Below are 15,862 nucleotides of genomic sequence, written 5' to 3' on the forward strand. Positions count from 1 at the left end.
CAAGACCAAGGAGAGGTCCATGTCCAACTATCCCAAACCGGATGCGGCAACGCTTCTGGAAATCTACAGGAAGGCGGCGCTGATCAAGCAGAATGACGAGCGCGTCATCAAGCAGATGATGGCCGGCAAGCTGGTCATGCCCTATTACAGCCCGCGCGGTCAGGAGATCATTCCTTCGGCGCTGTCAGTCAGCCTGACCGACGATGATTATATCTGCACCATCTATCGTGGTATCCACGACATGCTGGCCAAGGGCTTTCCGCTGGACGCGCTGTGGGCTGAGCTGGCGGGGCGGGTCACCGGCACCTGCAAGGGCAAGGGTGGGCCGATGCACCTGACCTGTCCGGAAAAGGGCATGATGGTAACCACCGGCATCGTCGGCTCTTCCATGCCGATCGCCACCGGCCTTGCCTGGGCCGCCAAGCTGGACGGCAAGAACCGGGTGTCGGTCGCCAATTTCGGCGACGGCGCGGCCAATATCGGCGCCTTCCATGAATCCATGAACATGGCGGCCGTGTGGAAACTGCCGGTCATCTTCCTGTGCCAGAATAATCTCTACGCCGAGCATACCAGCATCGCCTATTCGCGCGTGGTCGAGAAGATTTCGGAGCGGGCCGCCGGCTATGGCATGCCCGGCGTCACCGTGAACGGCAATGATCCCGACGAGATGTATGGCGCCGCCAAAGTGGCGATCGACCGCGCACGCGCCGGCGAAGGCCCGACCCTGATCGAGGCGATGACCTTCCGCTTCAACGGCCATCTGCTCGGCGAATCCGGCGGCTATATGGACAAGGATCTCTATGCCGATGCCCAGACCAAGGATCCGATGCCGATCCTGCGCGCGCGCCTGATAGCCGAGGGTATCGCCAGCGAGGACGAACTCAAGGCGATCGAGACCGATATCGACGCCCGCATCGACGCGGCGCTGGCGGCGGCGATGGATGCCCCCTTCCCCGACCTAGCCGAATTGAAGCGCGACGTGTTCGCCGAAGAAATTGCGTGAGGATGTCATGACCGAGATCAAGAAGATGACGATCGTGGAGGCCATCAACCTCGCCCTGCACGACGCGATGGCCGCCGATCCCACCGTCCTCGTCCTGGGCGAGGAAGTGGGTGACGTGCAGGAAGGCGGCGTCATGGGCGTCACCAAGGGCCTGTCGACCAAGTTTGGGGAAGACCGGGTCAAGTCGACGCCGATTTCCGAACAGGCCATCATCGGCGCCGCTATCGGCGCGGCGGTCGGCGGCTACAAGCCTGTGGCCGAGATCATGTTGATGAACTTCATCACCGTACCGATGGACATGATCGTCAATCATGCGGCCAAGCTGCGCTTCATGTCGGGTGGCCAGACCGGCGTGCCGATGGTCATCCGCACCATGACGGGATCGGGCTTTTCCACCGGCGGCCAGCATAGCGACTATCTGGAGGCCTGGTTCGCCCATACCGCCGGTATCAAGGTGGTGGCGCCTTCCACCCCGGACGACGCCTATGGCCTGATGCGCAGCGCGATCGACGATCCCGATCCGGTGCTGTTCATCGAAAACCTGCCCAGCTACTGGACGCCGGCGCCGGTGACCAAACAGATCATCCCGATCGGCAAGGCCAAGGTCGCGCGCGAAGGCAGCGACATCAGCATTATCGCCCATTCGCTGATGGTCACGCACAGCCTGGCCGTGGCGGAGAAACTGGCGGCGGACGGCATATCGGTGGAAGTGGTCGATCTGCGCACGATCGCGCCGTGGGACCGCGAGACCGTGCTCGCCTCCGTGCGCAAGACCGGCCGCGCCGTCATCGTCCATGAAGCGGTCAAGCAGTTCGGCATCGGCGCGGAAATCGCGTCGGTCATCACCGAAGAACTATGGGGCACGCTCAAGCGGCCGGTGCAGCGGGTCGGCGCGGCCTATAGCGCGGTGCCCTTCTCCAAGCCGCTGGAACAGGCCCATGCGCCGACGCCGGACAGCATCGCCGACGCCGTCAAGGCCGCGCTGGCCTGACCGATCCCCCCGGCCGTCGCACGGCGGCCGGGTCGCAAGGAATATGACATGATCCAATCGGCCGACGACCAAAGCTATCTGGTGGATCTGGACGAAGGCGTCTTGCGCCTGTCCTTCAACCGGCCGCAATTCGGCAATGCCATCCCCAGCACCACGGTGCCGCAACTGACGGCGCTGTTCCATGCGGCACAGGCCGATCCGGCGGTGCGGTGCATTCTGGTGCGCGGTGAGGGACGGATGTTCTCAGCCGGGGGTGACGTAGCCGGCTTTGCCCAGTCGATCGAGCAGGATGTCGCCACCCGCCAAGCGGACTTTGCCGAGCGCCTGCCCCGCGCCCGCCTGCTGGTGGAGGCGATCGCCGCCTTCGATCGGCCGATCGTTGCATCGGTCCGGGGCCCGGCCGCGGGTGCCGGCCTTTTCTATCCGTTGGTGGCCGACTATGCGATCGGCGACGACAGCGCGCTCTTCGTCTTTGCCCACCAGAAAATCGGCCTGTCCCCGGATGCCGGCGTCACCGCCGTGCTGCCCCAGGTGGTCGGCACCCGCATGGCCCGCATGCTGCTGATGACGGCGGCCAAGGTCGATGCCGCCCAGGCGCTGCAATTGGGCATATTGCATGCCGTCGTGGCGGCCGATGTGCTGGAGGACAAGGCGATGAAGATGGCCAAGCGTCTGGCCCAGGCGCCCCAGCGCGCGATCATGCTCGCCAAGACGATGACCAATGCCGCCGCGTCGCGCACGCTGGCCGAGATACTGGACGCCGAAACCGCCGGCATCGTCGCCTGCGTCGGCGATCCCGACTTCGGCGAAGGCGTGCGCGCCTTCATCGAAAAACGCCCTGCCCTCTTTCCCTCAACGCAGGTGCAGACGGACTGAACCGGCGCGCTCCCTTGTCATGATGTGCCAGGGCGGACCCAGGACGGCACCGACCGTGCCGCGTCCAGCGCATAGGCGGGATTGCGGCACTCCTCCAATATATCCAACCGGTCCTCCCGCGGCTTCCACCCCAGTTCCTCACGGGCGCGGGGCGAGCGTTGCCGCGAGCAGGAACATAGGACGATGCGCGCCATGAAGCGGTCCCATATCTCGCAGCCTTCTTCGACGGTCACGCTGCGCGTTTCGACCTGCAAACTGTCCGCGATCGCCCGCGCCATGACGCCGTAGGACACTTCGCCGCTGACCGCGAAATAGAGCGCGCCGCCGCGCCCCTTTTCGAGCGCCAGCCGATAGAGTTCGGCCAGATCATCGACATGGACATTGGAATAGACATTGAGGCCACGGCCGATGTGACAGACCGCGCCGGTCTGTCGCGCCGAATGATAGAAGTCGGCAATCATCCGGCATCCGCCATTGCCCCAGATCAGGGGCGGGCGGATGACCATGCCCCTGACGCCGCGATCGACGGCCTGGCGAACAATCTGTTCGGCCTCCAGGCGCGGCGCGATCTGGCGGCGCGGCTCGAAGGGGTCGTCCTCGGCAAAGCTGCGTTCGTCCCAGTCGCCCCCGGTCGGGATCGACATCAGGCTGGTGCCGCTGGTGAAGATCAGCGGACGATCGCTGCCGGCGAGCGCATCGATCAAGGCAGAGGTGACGCGCAACTCGTCTTCCAACATGAGTTGCGCCGCCCAGATGACGGCATCATGGTCCCGGACCATGGCGATGATCGCGGCCAGATCAGACATGTCGCCCTGAATGGCGGTCGCGCCCAGATCCTCAACGATCCGGCCGCTGCTTTCCGTGCGGACAACGCCGCTGACCGCATGACCGCTCTGCACCAGATGCCTGGCGACATGGCTACCGACATAGCCGGACGCCCCGAATATAAGGACCTTCATCTCGCATCACCCGTCGTTAAAAGGGGCGCCGCATAGGCGCGTCACAGGCCGTCCAGCAGATAGATTTGCGTGCGCGCGCCAGCCTGTCGGGCGCAGGCATAGGGTTGATATTCGACGCTGGTCAGCAGCGCGCGGGCCGCCGCCATGGTCGGGAACTCGACGATCGCCAGCGTATCGGGCGGCTCCCCCGCCCCCTCCAGCCGCTCGACCGGCGAGGATCGCGCCAGATAGCGGCCGCCATGGGCCGCGATCATGGCCGGCACGTCGCGCCGATAGGCCTGCGTCCAGTCCAGATCGTCATAGCGCACATCCACCACCATATAGGCCGGCATCCCCGCCTCCCTTGATTTCAGGCCTGCCTGGCCGGAACGGCCAGCAGCGCCAGCGTCAGCACGACCGGGGTGAACCCCAGCAGATAGCCCAATATCGCGATCGGGGCGCCGCCGGTGGCGAGGAGGCCGCGCGCGGTCCAGGCGAGCACGCCCAGTGCCGCCACACCGCACAGCAGGCGCATCATGGAGGACAGCGGCGCAGCCGGCACCACCCCGGCCAAGCGCCCGATGAAGAAGCGGCGCCAGTCGCCGTCCGCCTGCCCGACAGCACGCAGCACATAGGCGGCGACCACGATATTGCCCCACCACATCACCATCCAGCACCAGGCCAGCGTGTCGAGCCCGCGCCCGCCCCGCTCGCGCAGGATGATCCAGCCGACCATGAACAACAGGCCGGTGACCAGATCATTGTTGATGAACAACTGCCAGGGATCGGCTGCGCCGGCGAGGAAGGTGTCGAAGCCCGCGCCATGGTCGAAGCCACTGTTAATCGCGACATTGGCCATGTTCGCGGCCATGATGGCAATCACGACCCAGGCCAGGATGCGCACGCCCGTCATCGTGCCTGCGCCATCTTCCAGACATAGTCGTTCCACTGGACTTCCTGGCTTTCGCCATAGCCGGTGCGCCCGTCCCAATCCCATTCGACCAGGCCCAGATGACAGGTCATGTTCGACCAGCCACCCCAGTCGGTCTGGGCGATCAGCCGCCCGCTGATGCTGTAGCGATCGCCCTTGTCATCCTCGAACTGATAATCATGGGTAACCGGGCTCTGCCGGTCGCCGCCACGGGTCGTCAGCTTGGACGACTTGACCACCCGGCGCTGCTCGCCCTTCACCACGACCCAGCCATCGTTGAAGATCCGGGTCGGCGCCGCCATCACGCCCTTCCAGTCGGGATCGCGATCCGGGTCGTCATGCGACCCCACATTGAAGGCGAAATCCTCGCCAAAGGTGCCGGTAACCCAGGTATAGGGCGGCGCGGGATTATGATTTTCCGGGCGCGGTTCGGCCCAGCTACGGTCGCGCACCGCCAGGCAATCCACCTTGTGCGCCTGCCCCCGCAGCAGCAGATCGCCGGTCACATGCATGACCTGCTCGAAATGCTTGTTGTTGGCGCGCATGATCGGCACGCCGACGCCGCGAATATCGACCGCCACGCGTGTTTCACGCTGCGGATCGTCGAAGGTCAGGCGGACATGCTCCAGCGGCACGATCGTCTGCACCCGCAGGCCGTTGGGCAACTGGATGTCGCTGCCGTCGCCGATCACGCCGATCGACATGAAATCGCGGAACTCGAACAGTTCGCAGGCCAGATGGCTCGCCTTGTGCCCCTGATAAATCATCAGCCCCGACGTCACGACCTTGAGCGTCGGATGCACCCAGCAATAGGCGAAACAGTTGATCGCCGCCTCGGCTATGTGGAAATTCCAGTACCAGGTTTCCGTGAGTGAGTCGGCCGGTTCGCCGGTGCCATGGAAATATTCGTCGGTCGCGACATGCTTGCCAAAGCCGCCGCCCAGATTGCTGTTCCAGTCCGTGTCGGACACGCGCCTCTCCCATCCTGTTCCGTGCAACTTTGCTTTGACGGCATGATAGGACGCTGGCAAACAATATGCTAGCACCTTTTATTGTGATCGGGTTCAAGGCCCGACCAATCATTCAGCCAAGGAGAGGCAAGTGGACGTACCGGTCAAGGAAACACCATGGGAAGGGCCCTTCCCCGACATCGCCAACTGGAGCGAGAATTTCTGCCTCGCGGGCTATGATCCCAAAAGCGGCGTCGGCTTCTGGTTCCATATGGGCCGCTGGCGCCACGACCTCACCATGTTCCGCGAAATGATCATCATCCGCCTGCCCGACGATACGGTGATCGCCCATCGCGCGATCGGCAATGCCCGGTCGGCACCGGACGGTCCGGGCGGACCGCATTTCGCCATCCGCATCCTCGAGCCCGGCCGCAAGCTGGCCTACAGCTTCAATGGCGGCGTGATGCGCGTCCCCGCCAGGCAGATGCTGGACGGCATCGTCGGCGACGGGCGGCGTAGTCCCATGACCTTCGACCTGACCTTCGAGTCCGACGCGGACATATGGGATCTGCACAAGGTCGGCAGCCTGCAGGACTTCCTGCCCGCCGGCCATATCGAACAGCCCGGTCGCCTGACCGGCAGCTTCCGGATCGACGGACAGGATTTCGCGTTCGACGCCATGGCCAATCGCGACCATAGTCTGGGCGCGCGCGACAATGTCGACCTGCACAGCCATCAATGGCTGCAAGGCTATTTCGACAATGGCATCAGTTTCATGCTGTTCGACGCCAAGACCAAAAGCAACGGCAAGGTCGTCTTCTCCGAAGCCATCGTCTACGAAGGCAATCAGGGTTTCGATGCGGAGATCGTGTCGATCGAACGATGCGAGCATGTCGGCCAGGACGAGGCGCCGATCCGTTTCGTCCTGCGCTATGCCAATGGCACGCTAACCATCGACACGGCGGGCTATCATGGCAGTTCCTATCTGTCGCTGGTGTCGCCCAACGACCAATATGTCGGCGTCTATGCCAGCGATCCGGGGCCGACCTTGGTGCTGGACGAACAGTCGGTAACGCTGACGCTGAATGGGGCGATCCCCGGCTATGGCTGCTACGAGCGCACCATTCCCGGCATGCACAAGGCAGAAGCCTGACCCCGGCCGCGCGCCTTGATCGGCCTTGAACAGGGCGCGCAATCGGTATAGTATCCTAGCATACGAATGACGCGATCGGGAAGGTCGCCGACAAGGAGAGTAGCATGGCAACCACCCTGACGCGCGACGTGGTGCGCGGCTATGGCAGCAAGGATCGACCGCTGCTGGGCGAATTATGGGATCGCGACTCGGTGGGCAATAACGCCGCCATGGCCGCGCGCGGCGACCACCAGCCCGATCGCCGCGAAATCGACTATGCCCGCTATCATGACCCGGCCTTCTTCAAGCTGGAACTGGACAAGATCTGGACCCGCCAATGGCTGTTCGCCTGCCGCGAGGAGGATATTCCCGATATCGGCGACCGTGTTCCCCTCCAGGTCGGCCCGCACAGCTATTTCATCGTCCGGTCAGGGGAGGATGAGTTCAAGGCCTTCCACAATAGCTGCCTGCATCGCGGCACCATGCTTTGCGCAAAGAAGGAATCGGCCGAGACGATCCGCTGTCCCTATCATGCCTGGGAATGGAATGTGGACGGCCGGCTGAAGCGTATCCCCAGCCATTGGGATTTCCCTGACATCACCCGCCTCAACGGATCATTGCCCGAAGTGAAGCTGGACCGCTGGGGCGGCTTCCTCTTCATCAATGCCGACAAGGATGCCGGGCCGCTGCTGGAGGCGCTGGGACCGATGCCCGAGCATTTCCGCGATTTCCAGCCGGAGAACCGCTATACCAAGGCGCGCTTCCGCAAGCTGGTCCACGCCAATTGGAAGGCGACACAGGAAGCCTTCCAGGAATCCTATCATCTCTACGCCACCCATCCCGAAGGCGTTCCCTTCACCGGCGACAGCCAGTCGCAATATGACATCTTCACCACGCCGATGGGCGCCGTCGGGCGCGAGGCGGTGCCGTCGGCCGTGCCCAGCATGCATGCGGATTCATCGGCAACCGCACTCGCGGCGGGCATGGCCTTCGCGCAGGTGCAGCAGGTCTGGCACTATCCCAATGCTGCCATGCCCGATCTCGATCCCGACAAGGATATTCGCGCCCAGGTCGGCCAATGGGCGCGCGACGTCTATCAGGATGCCTATGGCCGCCCCAACAGTCAGCCCGACGCGGTGATGGTCGATAGCTCGCTCTATTTCCTCTACCCGCATTTCACCCTGTGGCTGTCGGAAGCGGTGCCCTTCGTCTACCAGTTCCTGCCGCACGAGACCGACCCCGATTATTGCTATTTCGACGTCCGTCTGCTGATGCCCTGGCCCGAGGGCGAACCGCGCCCACCCGCCGCCGAAATGATCGAGATTGGCGAGCATGAGAGCATCGCGGCAATGGCACCGGCCTACAGCTTCCTGGGCATGATCTTCGATCAGGATATGAGCAATCTGCCGCTGGTGCAGCGCGGCCTGAAGGCCGCCGATCCCGCCGCGCCCCATTCGCGCCTCGGCGCCTATCAGGAGGGCATGATCCAGGCCTGGCACGAACTGATCGATCGCGACATCGCGCGCTGACGAACGCCTGTCCGTAAAAGGGGCGCCGGGCATATAGCCCGGCGCCCCTTCATCGGGTCAGCGCATAACCCGGTTGGCGAAATCCTCGACGAACCGCCTTTTGTCGTCGAAGCTGGACCGCAGCACGCCCAGCGCATGGTCGATCGGCCCGACATGATGCTGGGTCACGCCCAGTTCGGCCGCCCTGTGATAATCATCGCGCGAAGGGAGCGAACCGTCTTCGTTACGAGCGAGGCCCACCATATACTGGAACGGTAGATGCGTCCGCCCCGCATCATGCCGGCCTTCCTCGATCAGCGCGATCTGCCCGGCCAGGTCCGACAGCTTGGTCGTCATCCCCATCCAGCCATCAGCGACCATGCCCGTCCGATGCAATGCCGCCGGCGCGACCGACCCCATATAGATCGGGATGGGCGCCGCCGGGCGCGGTTCGGCAAAGGTCGGCGGAAAATCGAAAAATGCGCCATGATGCTCGACCGGCCCCTCCCCCCACAGCTTGCGCAGGATTTCCATCATCTCGACCGTGCGCGGCACGCGCGTTTTCCAGTCGACACCGGCCATGTCATATTCGTCGCGCATCCATCCGGTGCCCACGCCCATCACGAAGCGGTCGCCGCTGATCCGGGCGAGGGTCGCAGCCGCCTTCGCCACCAGAAAGGGATTGGTCCGATTGGCCAGCACCATGATGCAGGAACCGAACTTCAACCGGCTCGTCCGCGCAAGAACTGCGCCGCCAAAGGCAAAGATGTCGGGGAACACATAGTCCATCGGCAGTGGCGCGCGTTCGTTGGGATCATGGTCGCCCGAACCGGCGGGCAGGAACCAGTGATCGTCGCCCAGCACGCCTTCAAAGCCGATCTGTTCGGCCAGTTCGGCCAGCACCAATCCCTGCTCGGGCGGGGTATTATGTATATGCAGCCAATATTGCATCGCGTCTCTCCGCCTCAAACGGAAAGGGAGCGACCATTGTCTGGTCGCTCCCTTCCCCCTTTTATCCCGATCGTCCGGCGTCAGAACTTGAAGACAAGTTCACCACCATAGGTGCGCGGCGCACCCGGCGCAGACGAGAAGGCAGAGCCCGACGCCTGGGCATAATAGTTGATGTTATATTTCCGGTTGGTGATGTTCTTCATCCAGAAGCGGAGCTGGACGTTATCCCAGCTCTCCGGCGTCACGCCGATCGCCCCATCCAGAATGAAGCGCGCCCGCTCCTTGATCAGATTGTCGGCGTCCCAATTGAAATTGCTCGACCAGTTGCCGTTCATGTCCAGGTTGACTTCGCCAAAACCGTTGATTTCGGTATTATAGGTAAAGCCGCCGCTGAACTTCCACTTCGACGCATAGGGCATGCGATGCCCGCTGCAGTTGATGTTGATCTGGTCCAGATTGCCCGGCGCCGTCGGCGAATAGACATAGGATGCGCAATCCAGCCCGCCATCGCCATCGACATCGCCAAAGTCGCGATATTTGGCATCGAGATAGGTGCCACCCAGGCGCAGCGTCAGCCCCTGCGCGACCACCGCCGTCGCATCGAACTCGACGCCCTTGGTCCGGGCGGAGCCGGCATTCTTCAGGAACACCAGGCCGTTACGCTGGGCCAGGATCTGCGGGTTCGACAGGTCGTTCCAGAAACCGGCAATGTTCAGGCGGACCCGGCGGTCGAACAATTCGGTCTTCAGGCCGACCTCATAAGTGTCCACCACTTCCGGCTGCAACGCCTTCTGATCCAGCGGTAAGGTATTGAAAGTGCCTGCCTTGTAGCCCCGGCTATAGGTCGCATAGGCCATGATGTCGTCAGTGAACTTGTGATCGACGGTTCCCTTGTAGGTCCATTTCTTGAAGGTGCGACTGGCGTTGGGATTGTCACCATCCACGATGCTGATACCCAGCGGTCCGCCGAAGTCATTATTCTCGTCGAACTGCTGCGCCCGCAGCACGAACGGGTCCGGCCCGAACACGCCTGGGAAGAAATGCACATCGGTAGAACCGTGGCCCGCAACCTTGTCGACCGTGTAGCGCAGGCCGCCGGTGATATTCGTCATCTCGCCCAGCGGCACGGTCACCTGTCCAAAGCCGGCATAGGATTTGACCTTCTGCTGACCGAGTATCCGGATATAGTCGATGCCATTGGCATTCTGACCGGGACCACCGATGATGGTCGGGTTGAAGCCACCGTCCGCGTTGAGATAATAGGCACCCAGGATCCAGTTTATCTTGCTCGCCGCCTTGGACTTGAGCTGGAATTCCTGGGAGAACTGCTTGTCGACGATGTTCAGATCATAGACCAGCCAGTCATAATCCGAATAGTTGCCCGATGAATGATAGAGTTCCTTATTCTTGCGATAGGCGCTGATGCTGACGAAGTCGGCAAAATTGCCCAATTCCTGGTCGATGCGCGCCGACACACCCCAGCCTTCCGACTGATCATATTGTTCTTCGGCCAGCGACACATCGTAGAAGTCGAGCGGCGGCAAGACCTGAGAAGGAACCGGTGCATTGGGAATGGCGCCGGCGCCATTATGGGCCGGATCGGGCGAGCCGCCGACGGTCCCTGGGAAAGGCCGGGAATAGATGCCGATCTGGCTCCAGCTATTCTGATAATAGCCGATCAGCTTGATCGCCGTGGTATCGGTCGGTTCCCACAATATCTTGCCGCGCAGGCTGACGCTGTGGCCCTTCCAATAATCGTCGCCGCCCGGCTGATAGCCCTTGGACGTGTCGAGCTGGTCGACCAGTTTCTTGTTCCGGCCCCAACCCTGATCCTGATTGTGCCAGCTGAACGCAAAATTGGCCGCCAGCCGATCGGTGATCGGCATGTTGCCATAGAATTTCAGATCCATCGTCTCGTAATTGGCATAGCCCATCCGGGCTTCCATTTCTGCGTTCTGGCTCGGGTCCTTGGTATAGATGGAGATCACGCCACCCGAGGCATTACGGCCGAACAATGTACCCTGCGGCCCCTTGAGCACTTCCACCCGGTCGACGCTGACCAGATCGAAAAAGGGCGCCGACGCGCGCACGAAATAGACGTCGTCGATATAGACCGGGACGCTCGCCTCATTGCCCGATGTCGTGACCGGATTGCCGATGCCGCGGATGAAGGTCGTCACCGTGCCGGTCGCCATACCGATCTGCAACGCGGGGTCGACGCGGCTGAGTTCCTGGACGTTGGTGATGCCCTGCGATACCAGCGCTTCACCCGATACGGCGGTGACCGAAAGCGGCGTATCCTGCACATTCTGCGCGCGCTTCTGCGCGGTGACGACGATGTCCTGAAGCTGGTAAGTTTCCTGCGGTTGCGCCTGGGGGGCTGCGGCTTCCACCTGCGCCAGTGCGGACGGCGCAAACGCCATCACGCCGGCGATTGCCGCGCCCCCCCGCATCAGCCTGCTCCGCAGCGGCACAGAACGGCGCACAGAATTAATGGATGCTCCAGACATCATCATCCTCCCTCAATTTTCGACATATATTCAGAAATGCGATTATGTTTTTTCCGCATTCCGGATTTTCGACGTTCCAGAATCATTCTGGAAAATGTCCCTCGTCTCATTCGAGCATCCAATGCGGCCCCGAAATGCGACTTAGGCTTATTCAGTATCGAACGCTCTTATATCGTATGCATGCGCACTTATAAAGCAAACCTCTTCCCGGTCAATGGGCAAAGCCGCAAATCTCATTGCCTCGGGTCAATGCATCGTTGGCGTGACGCAAATGTCGCAGTCAGGCGGGATCGCAGAAATGGACGGGCTGCGACCAGGGAAAGAAATCGGGCATGTCACGTGACACCCGGTCGGGGAAATCGGGCATCCGCTTGGCGAGAAAGCTGTCGACCCCTTCGGCCATGTCGCCAGCACGGGCGCGCGCATGAATCCCCCGGCTTTCAATCCTGTGCGCTTCCATCGGATGGAGCATGCCCATGGATTGCCACAGCATCTGCCGGGTCAGCGCGACCGACACCGGCGCCGCATTGGCGCTGATCGTGGCGGCCAGTGCCCGCGCGGCAGGAATCAGTTCGTCGACGGGATGAAGCGATCGCACCAGCCCCTTGGCCAATGCCTCCGACGCCGGAAAGGTCGCCCCGGTCAGCATCCATTCCAGCGCCGTGGGCAAGCCTACGATGCGCGGCAGGAACCAGCTTGAGGCCGACTCGGGCACGATGCCACGACGGGTGAAGGGCAGCGCGAATTTCGCGTCCTGCGCCGCCAGCCGGAAATCGGCCGCCAGCGCCATGGTGACGCCCATGCCCGCCGCCGACCCGTTGAAGGCGACGATGACGGGTTTCAGGCAATCATAGATCCGCAAGCTGATCAGACCGCCAAAATCGCGATTTTCAGGGCCCGACCAGTCGACCTCGCCTGCGTCGGGCTGCCGCGTGGACAAGGATGAGCCAGCCGCCGACAGGTCCGCGCCCGCACAGAACGCCCGCCCCGCCCCCGTAATGATGACCACGCGAATATCGTCATCCACATCGATCCGGTCGAACAGCGCCACCAGATCCCGCGCCATCGACCGGGTGAAGGCATTCAGCCGGTCGGGACGGTCGAACAGGATCGTCGCCACATGGTCGCGCAGGTCGAGCCGGAAATGCTCCGGTACGGCGTTCATCACCCCGCCCCCGTCATGCATCCATCAGCGCGCCGATTTCGACATTGGCGAGCCCCTCCTCCCCCGTCTCCTCACACCGCACCCGGCACATATTCTCGACATTGAGATAGACTTTGGCGCCCGGCTTCTGTGAATGCAGCGGCAGGCGGGCAAAGGAATTGCCGACATCGGCGACCAGCGTGAACCGCTCCCCGCCCAATGTCGTCGCGCGGAAAATCACGGTGTCCGGCATGCCCTCGGGGCCCTGCCCGACATGCTCGATCGTGAGCACCTTGATCACCTCATTGCCCTCGGGCCGGGCGATATAGCCTTCCGCCGTCCTGTTCTCCGGCCGGATGACGTTGCGCACCTGCATCAGGTGGAAGCCCATGGACGGGAAGTTGAAGAAGGCCCAGACATGGTCCAGCGTCATCTGATCGTTGCGCATGCCCCAGCTATGGTCGCGATAGCCCGATCCATCGACGGCGATCGACGTCCCCGCCCAATCACCCGCCTTGAAATCGATCTGGCCGGTCGCGTTCATGCACTGGCCCTGATGGCGAAAGCTGTTGCGCTCGAACGCGGTATTTTCCGAGATCGAAAACCAGTCCGGATTGACGTCGGCACAGGCCTGGAAATCGAACAGGTGCATGCGCCGGGTGAAATGCAGCACAGCGGAAAGATTGTCGTCCTCGAACGCCACCCGAAACTCCGTCTGGGGCTTGAGAAAGTCGAGGGTCAGCCCGCCATAATGGAGCTGCTTCTGGTGCTCGAAGGGCGACGGCATCGCCACTTCCTTGCCGCTCACGATCGTCTGCCCCTTGTGGAGGACGGTGAAGGACGCAAAGGCGCGATCATAGGTCGGCTCGGCGGTGCAATGGGCCAGGCAGCACAGGTCGCGATCGGGGTCCATGAAGACCCAGAAATAATTCTCCTTCCAGCGCAGCCAGGCACGAGTCGGCACCGTATGGGGATAATCCTCGTGCAACAGCATGCGCGCTCTCCTGGCTGTGGCTCGATCGCATCGGCCTTTGCAATTTAGTATGATAGCATATTATAAATTTGCAACCCATCCGCCCATTAGGATGGTATCATGCGTACTATCATGCCAGACAGATCGCATATTCAGGGACAAACCGGCCATGGCTTCACGGCAGAAAGCACCCAAGAACAAGGCGCAGGACAATCCCGAAAGTGATGCGCCACGCCCTGTCGTCAAGCCGTTCCGCTTCGGTTTTCTGGTCCATGACGTCTCGCGCATGCGCCGCACCCTGTTCGACGAGGTGATGCGCTCTCGCGGTGTCACCCGATCGCAATGGTCGGTGCTGGCAACCCTGTCGCGGGTCGGCCGCGACGGCATGATGCAGGTCGATCTGTCGCGGCATATGGACGTCGGCAAGGTGACGATCGGCGGCCTGATCGACCGGCTGGAAGCGGCCGGCCTGGTCGAACGCCGACTGGATGTCGACGATCGCCGCGCGCGCCGGGTGTTCATCACTGCCAAGGGCTTCGAGGTCATCGCCGAGATGCAGAAGGTCGGCAACAAGCTCAACAAGTCCATCCTTGCTGGCGTCCCGGCCGAGCATCAGCGCATCACCGAAGAAACGCTGGCGCAGGTCAAATTGAACATCCGCCAGATGCTCCAGGAACAGTGAACAGACGATCATGACCATGAAGGAAGAGCGCTGCGATTTTCATGCGCTGACGATCGCGGACGGCATCGCCATCCTGACCCTGGACCGCAGCGACCGCATGAACGCGCTGCATCCCGCAGCGCATCATGAACTGGCCGCCGTGTTCGACCGCCTGCCGACGCTGCCCGACGTGCGCGTCGTCATCGTCACCGGCGCGGGCGACCGCGCCTTCTGCGCGGGATACGACCTCAAGGACAATCTGGAAACCGGCGTCATGGAACTGGCGCCGACCGGCTTTGCCGGTTTCAATGGCCGTACCGACTATCCGCTGCCGGTGATCGCGGCGGTCAACGGCATGGCCTTTGGCGGCGGATTTGAGCTGGCGCTAGCCTGCGATTTCATCATCGCCGCCGACACCGCCAGCTTCGCCCTACCCGAACCCAGGGTCGGCTGGGCGGCGCTGGGCGGCGGCATCCAGCGCCTGCCGCGCGCAGTGGGGATGAAGCGGGCGATGGACATCATCCTGACCGGCCGCACCGTCCACGCCGCCGAAGCCCATGCCATCGGCCTTGTCAGCGAAATTGTCAGGCCCGACCAGTTGATCAACAGCGCACGAAGTTGGGCCGCGCAGATCGTCGCCTGCGCCCCGCTCGCCATTCGCTGCTCGAAACAGGCGGCCTATGCCAGCTTCGACCTGCCCGATCTCGCCGCCGCACTCGATATCGCCAATCACCCGCTTGGCCAGACCGTGATGGACAGCGCCGACGGCGTGGAAGGCAAGCGCGCTTTTGTCGAGCGCCGCACACCGCGTTGGAGCGGTCGCTAGGGCACCACAAACCCCAAGGGAGAGACAAGCATGTCCACCACCAATCAGGATCGAGTCCTGGCCTTCATCGACCTGTGGAACCGCCGCGACCTCGACGGCCTGCTCGCGGCGATGGCGCCCGACTGCGTCTATCATAATATCCCCTGGGCGCCGCTGGTCGGCCATGCCGCGATCCGCGAGGGCCTGTCCCTGTTCGTCGCCGACGCCGCCGAGATAGACTGGCAGGTCCGGCACATCGCCCAGGGCGCCGACGGCCTGGTCCTGACCGAGCGACTGGACCGCTTTCTGCTGGCCGGCCAATGGCTGGAAATGCCGGTCATGGGCATCTTCCAGTTGCGCGAAGGCCTGATCACCCATTGGCGCGACTATTTCGATTCGGCCCAGTTCCAGGCGGCGATGGCGACCCTCAACCAGGTCTGACCTCCCTTCGCCCCGACGATTGGTGTGACGAGAAACCTTGCAGTACGC

16 protein-coding genes are annotated in these 15,862 nt (G+C 62.7%); 8 read left to right on the top strand and 8 right to left on the bottom strand.

From position 1 onward, the window contains the following. The first annotated feature begins 19 nt into the window (after window positions 1-19). The 3 genes from N6H05_RS19885 to N6H05_RS19895 are packed head-to-tail and all read left to right on the top strand — an operon-like array spanning window position 20 to window position 2,870. A complete protein-coding gene (locus N6H05_RS19885; protein ID WP_284111331.1) occupies window positions 20-1,003 on the top strand; it encodes a thiamine pyrophosphate-dependent dehydrogenase E1 component subunit alpha in 984 nt (327 codons plus the stop codon). Window positions 1,004-1,010: 7 nt separating this feature from the next. Continuing rightward, window positions 1,011-1,994: an alpha-ketoacid dehydrogenase subunit beta gene (locus tag N6H05_RS19890; protein WP_284111332.1), complete on the top strand. Its 984-nt coding sequence runs from the start codon at window positions 1,011-1,013 to the stop codon at window positions 1,992-1,994. Window positions 1,995-2,042: 48 nt separating this feature from the next. Continuing rightward, window positions 2,043-2,870, top strand: a complete 828-nt coding sequence (locus tag N6H05_RS19895; protein WP_284111333.1) for an enoyl-CoA hydratase/isomerase family protein — start codon at window positions 2,043-2,045, stop codon at window positions 2,868-2,870. Window positions 2,871-2,887: 17 nt separating this feature from the next. On the opposite strand, the gene N6H05_RS19900 is transcribed toward N6H05_RS19895, so the two are convergent. From N6H05_RS19900 to N6H05_RS19915, 4 genes are read right to left on the bottom strand one after another with little or no spacing between them, the layout of a single operon-like run. Next, window positions 2,888-3,829: an NAD-dependent epimerase/dehydratase family protein gene (locus N6H05_RS19900; RefSeq protein ID WP_284111334.1), complete on the bottom strand. Its 942-nt coding sequence runs from the start codon at window positions 3,827-3,829 to the stop codon at window positions 2,888-2,890. Window positions 3,830-3,870: 41 nt separating this feature from the next. After that, window positions 3,871-4,161: a DUF1330 domain-containing protein gene (locus N6H05_RS19905; protein WP_284111336.1), complete on the bottom strand. Its 291-nt coding sequence runs from the start codon at window positions 4,159-4,161 to the stop codon at window positions 3,871-3,873. Between the two features lie 17 nt (window positions 4,162-4,178). Continuing rightward, a complete protein-coding gene (locus N6H05_RS19910) occupies window positions 4,179-4,757 on the bottom strand; it encodes a hypothetical protein (RefSeq protein WP_284111337.1) in 579 nt (192 codons plus the stop codon). Next, window positions 4,718-5,710, bottom strand: a complete 993-nt coding sequence (locus N6H05_RS19915) for a DUF7064 domain-containing protein (protein ID WP_284111338.1) — start codon at window positions 5,708-5,710, stop codon at window positions 4,718-4,720. Before N6H05_RS19915 ends, N6H05_RS19910 begins: the two co-directional genes overlap by 40 nt. A 130-nt stretch (window positions 5,711-5,840) precedes the next feature. On the opposite strand from N6H05_RS19915, the gene N6H05_RS19920 reads away from it, so the two are divergent. Beyond that, window positions 5,841-6,842, top strand: coding sequence for a DUF7064 domain-containing protein (locus tag N6H05_RS19920; protein ID WP_284111339.1), 1,002 nt, complete (start codon window positions 5,841-5,843; stop codon window positions 6,840-6,842). A 104-nt stretch (window positions 6,843-6,946) separates the two neighbouring features. Beyond that, a complete protein-coding gene (locus N6H05_RS19925; protein ID WP_284111340.1) occupies window positions 6,947-8,350 on the top strand; it encodes an aromatic ring-hydroxylating oxygenase subunit alpha in 1,404 nt (467 codons plus the stop codon). A gap of 57 nt (window positions 8,351-8,407) precedes the next feature. On the opposite strand, the gene N6H05_RS19930 is transcribed toward N6H05_RS19925, so the two are convergent. The 4 genes from N6H05_RS19930 to N6H05_RS19945 form a co-directional block, all read right to left on the bottom strand. Continuing rightward, a complete protein-coding gene (locus N6H05_RS19930; protein ID WP_284111341.1) occupies window positions 8,408-9,280 on the bottom strand; it encodes a TIGR03619 family F420-dependent LLM class oxidoreductase in 873 nt (290 codons plus the stop codon). A gap of 80 nt (window positions 9,281-9,360) precedes the next feature. Next, window positions 9,361-11,733: a TonB-dependent receptor gene (locus tag N6H05_RS19935; RefSeq protein ID WP_284111342.1), complete on the bottom strand. Its 2,373-nt coding sequence runs from the start codon at window positions 11,731-11,733 to the stop codon at window positions 9,361-9,363. A 337-nt stretch (window positions 11,734-12,070) separates the two neighbouring features. Continuing rightward, window positions 12,071-12,955 carry an enoyl-CoA hydratase-related protein gene (locus tag N6H05_RS19940; RefSeq protein ID WP_284111343.1) on the bottom strand — a complete coding sequence of 295 codons (885 nt, stop codon included), beginning with the start codon at window positions 12,953-12,955 and terminating at the stop codon, window positions 12,071-12,073. Between the two features lie 13 nt (window positions 12,956-12,968). Next, window positions 12,969-13,928, bottom strand: coding sequence for a DUF7064 domain-containing protein (locus N6H05_RS19945; protein WP_284111344.1), 960 nt, complete (start codon window positions 13,926-13,928; stop codon window positions 12,969-12,971). Window positions 13,929-14,076: 148 nt separating this feature from the next. Here N6H05_RS19945 and N6H05_RS19950 point away from each other — a divergent pair, with 148 nt between their 5' ends. From N6H05_RS19950 to N6H05_RS19960, 3 genes are read left to right on the top strand one after another with little or no spacing between them, the layout of a single operon-like run. After that, window positions 14,077-14,589, top strand: coding sequence for a MarR family winged helix-turn-helix transcriptional regulator (locus tag N6H05_RS19950; protein WP_284111345.1), 513 nt, complete (start codon window positions 14,077-14,079; stop codon window positions 14,587-14,589). A 10-nt stretch (window positions 14,590-14,599) separates the two neighbouring features. Further along, a complete protein-coding gene (locus N6H05_RS19955) occupies window positions 14,600-15,394 on the top strand; it encodes an enoyl-CoA hydratase-related protein (protein WP_284111346.1) in 795 nt (264 codons plus the stop codon). A gap of 30 nt (window positions 15,395-15,424) precedes the next feature. Then, window positions 15,425-15,814, top strand: coding sequence for a limonene-1,2-epoxide hydrolase family protein (locus N6H05_RS19960; protein WP_284111347.1), 390 nt, complete (start codon window positions 15,425-15,427; stop codon window positions 15,812-15,814). Window positions 15,815-15,862: the final 48 nt, after the last annotated feature.

The organism is Sphingobium sp. WTD-1, from assembly GCF_030128825.1.
Lineage (GTDB): Bacteria > Pseudomonadota > Alphaproteobacteria > Sphingomonadales > Sphingomonadaceae > Sphingobium.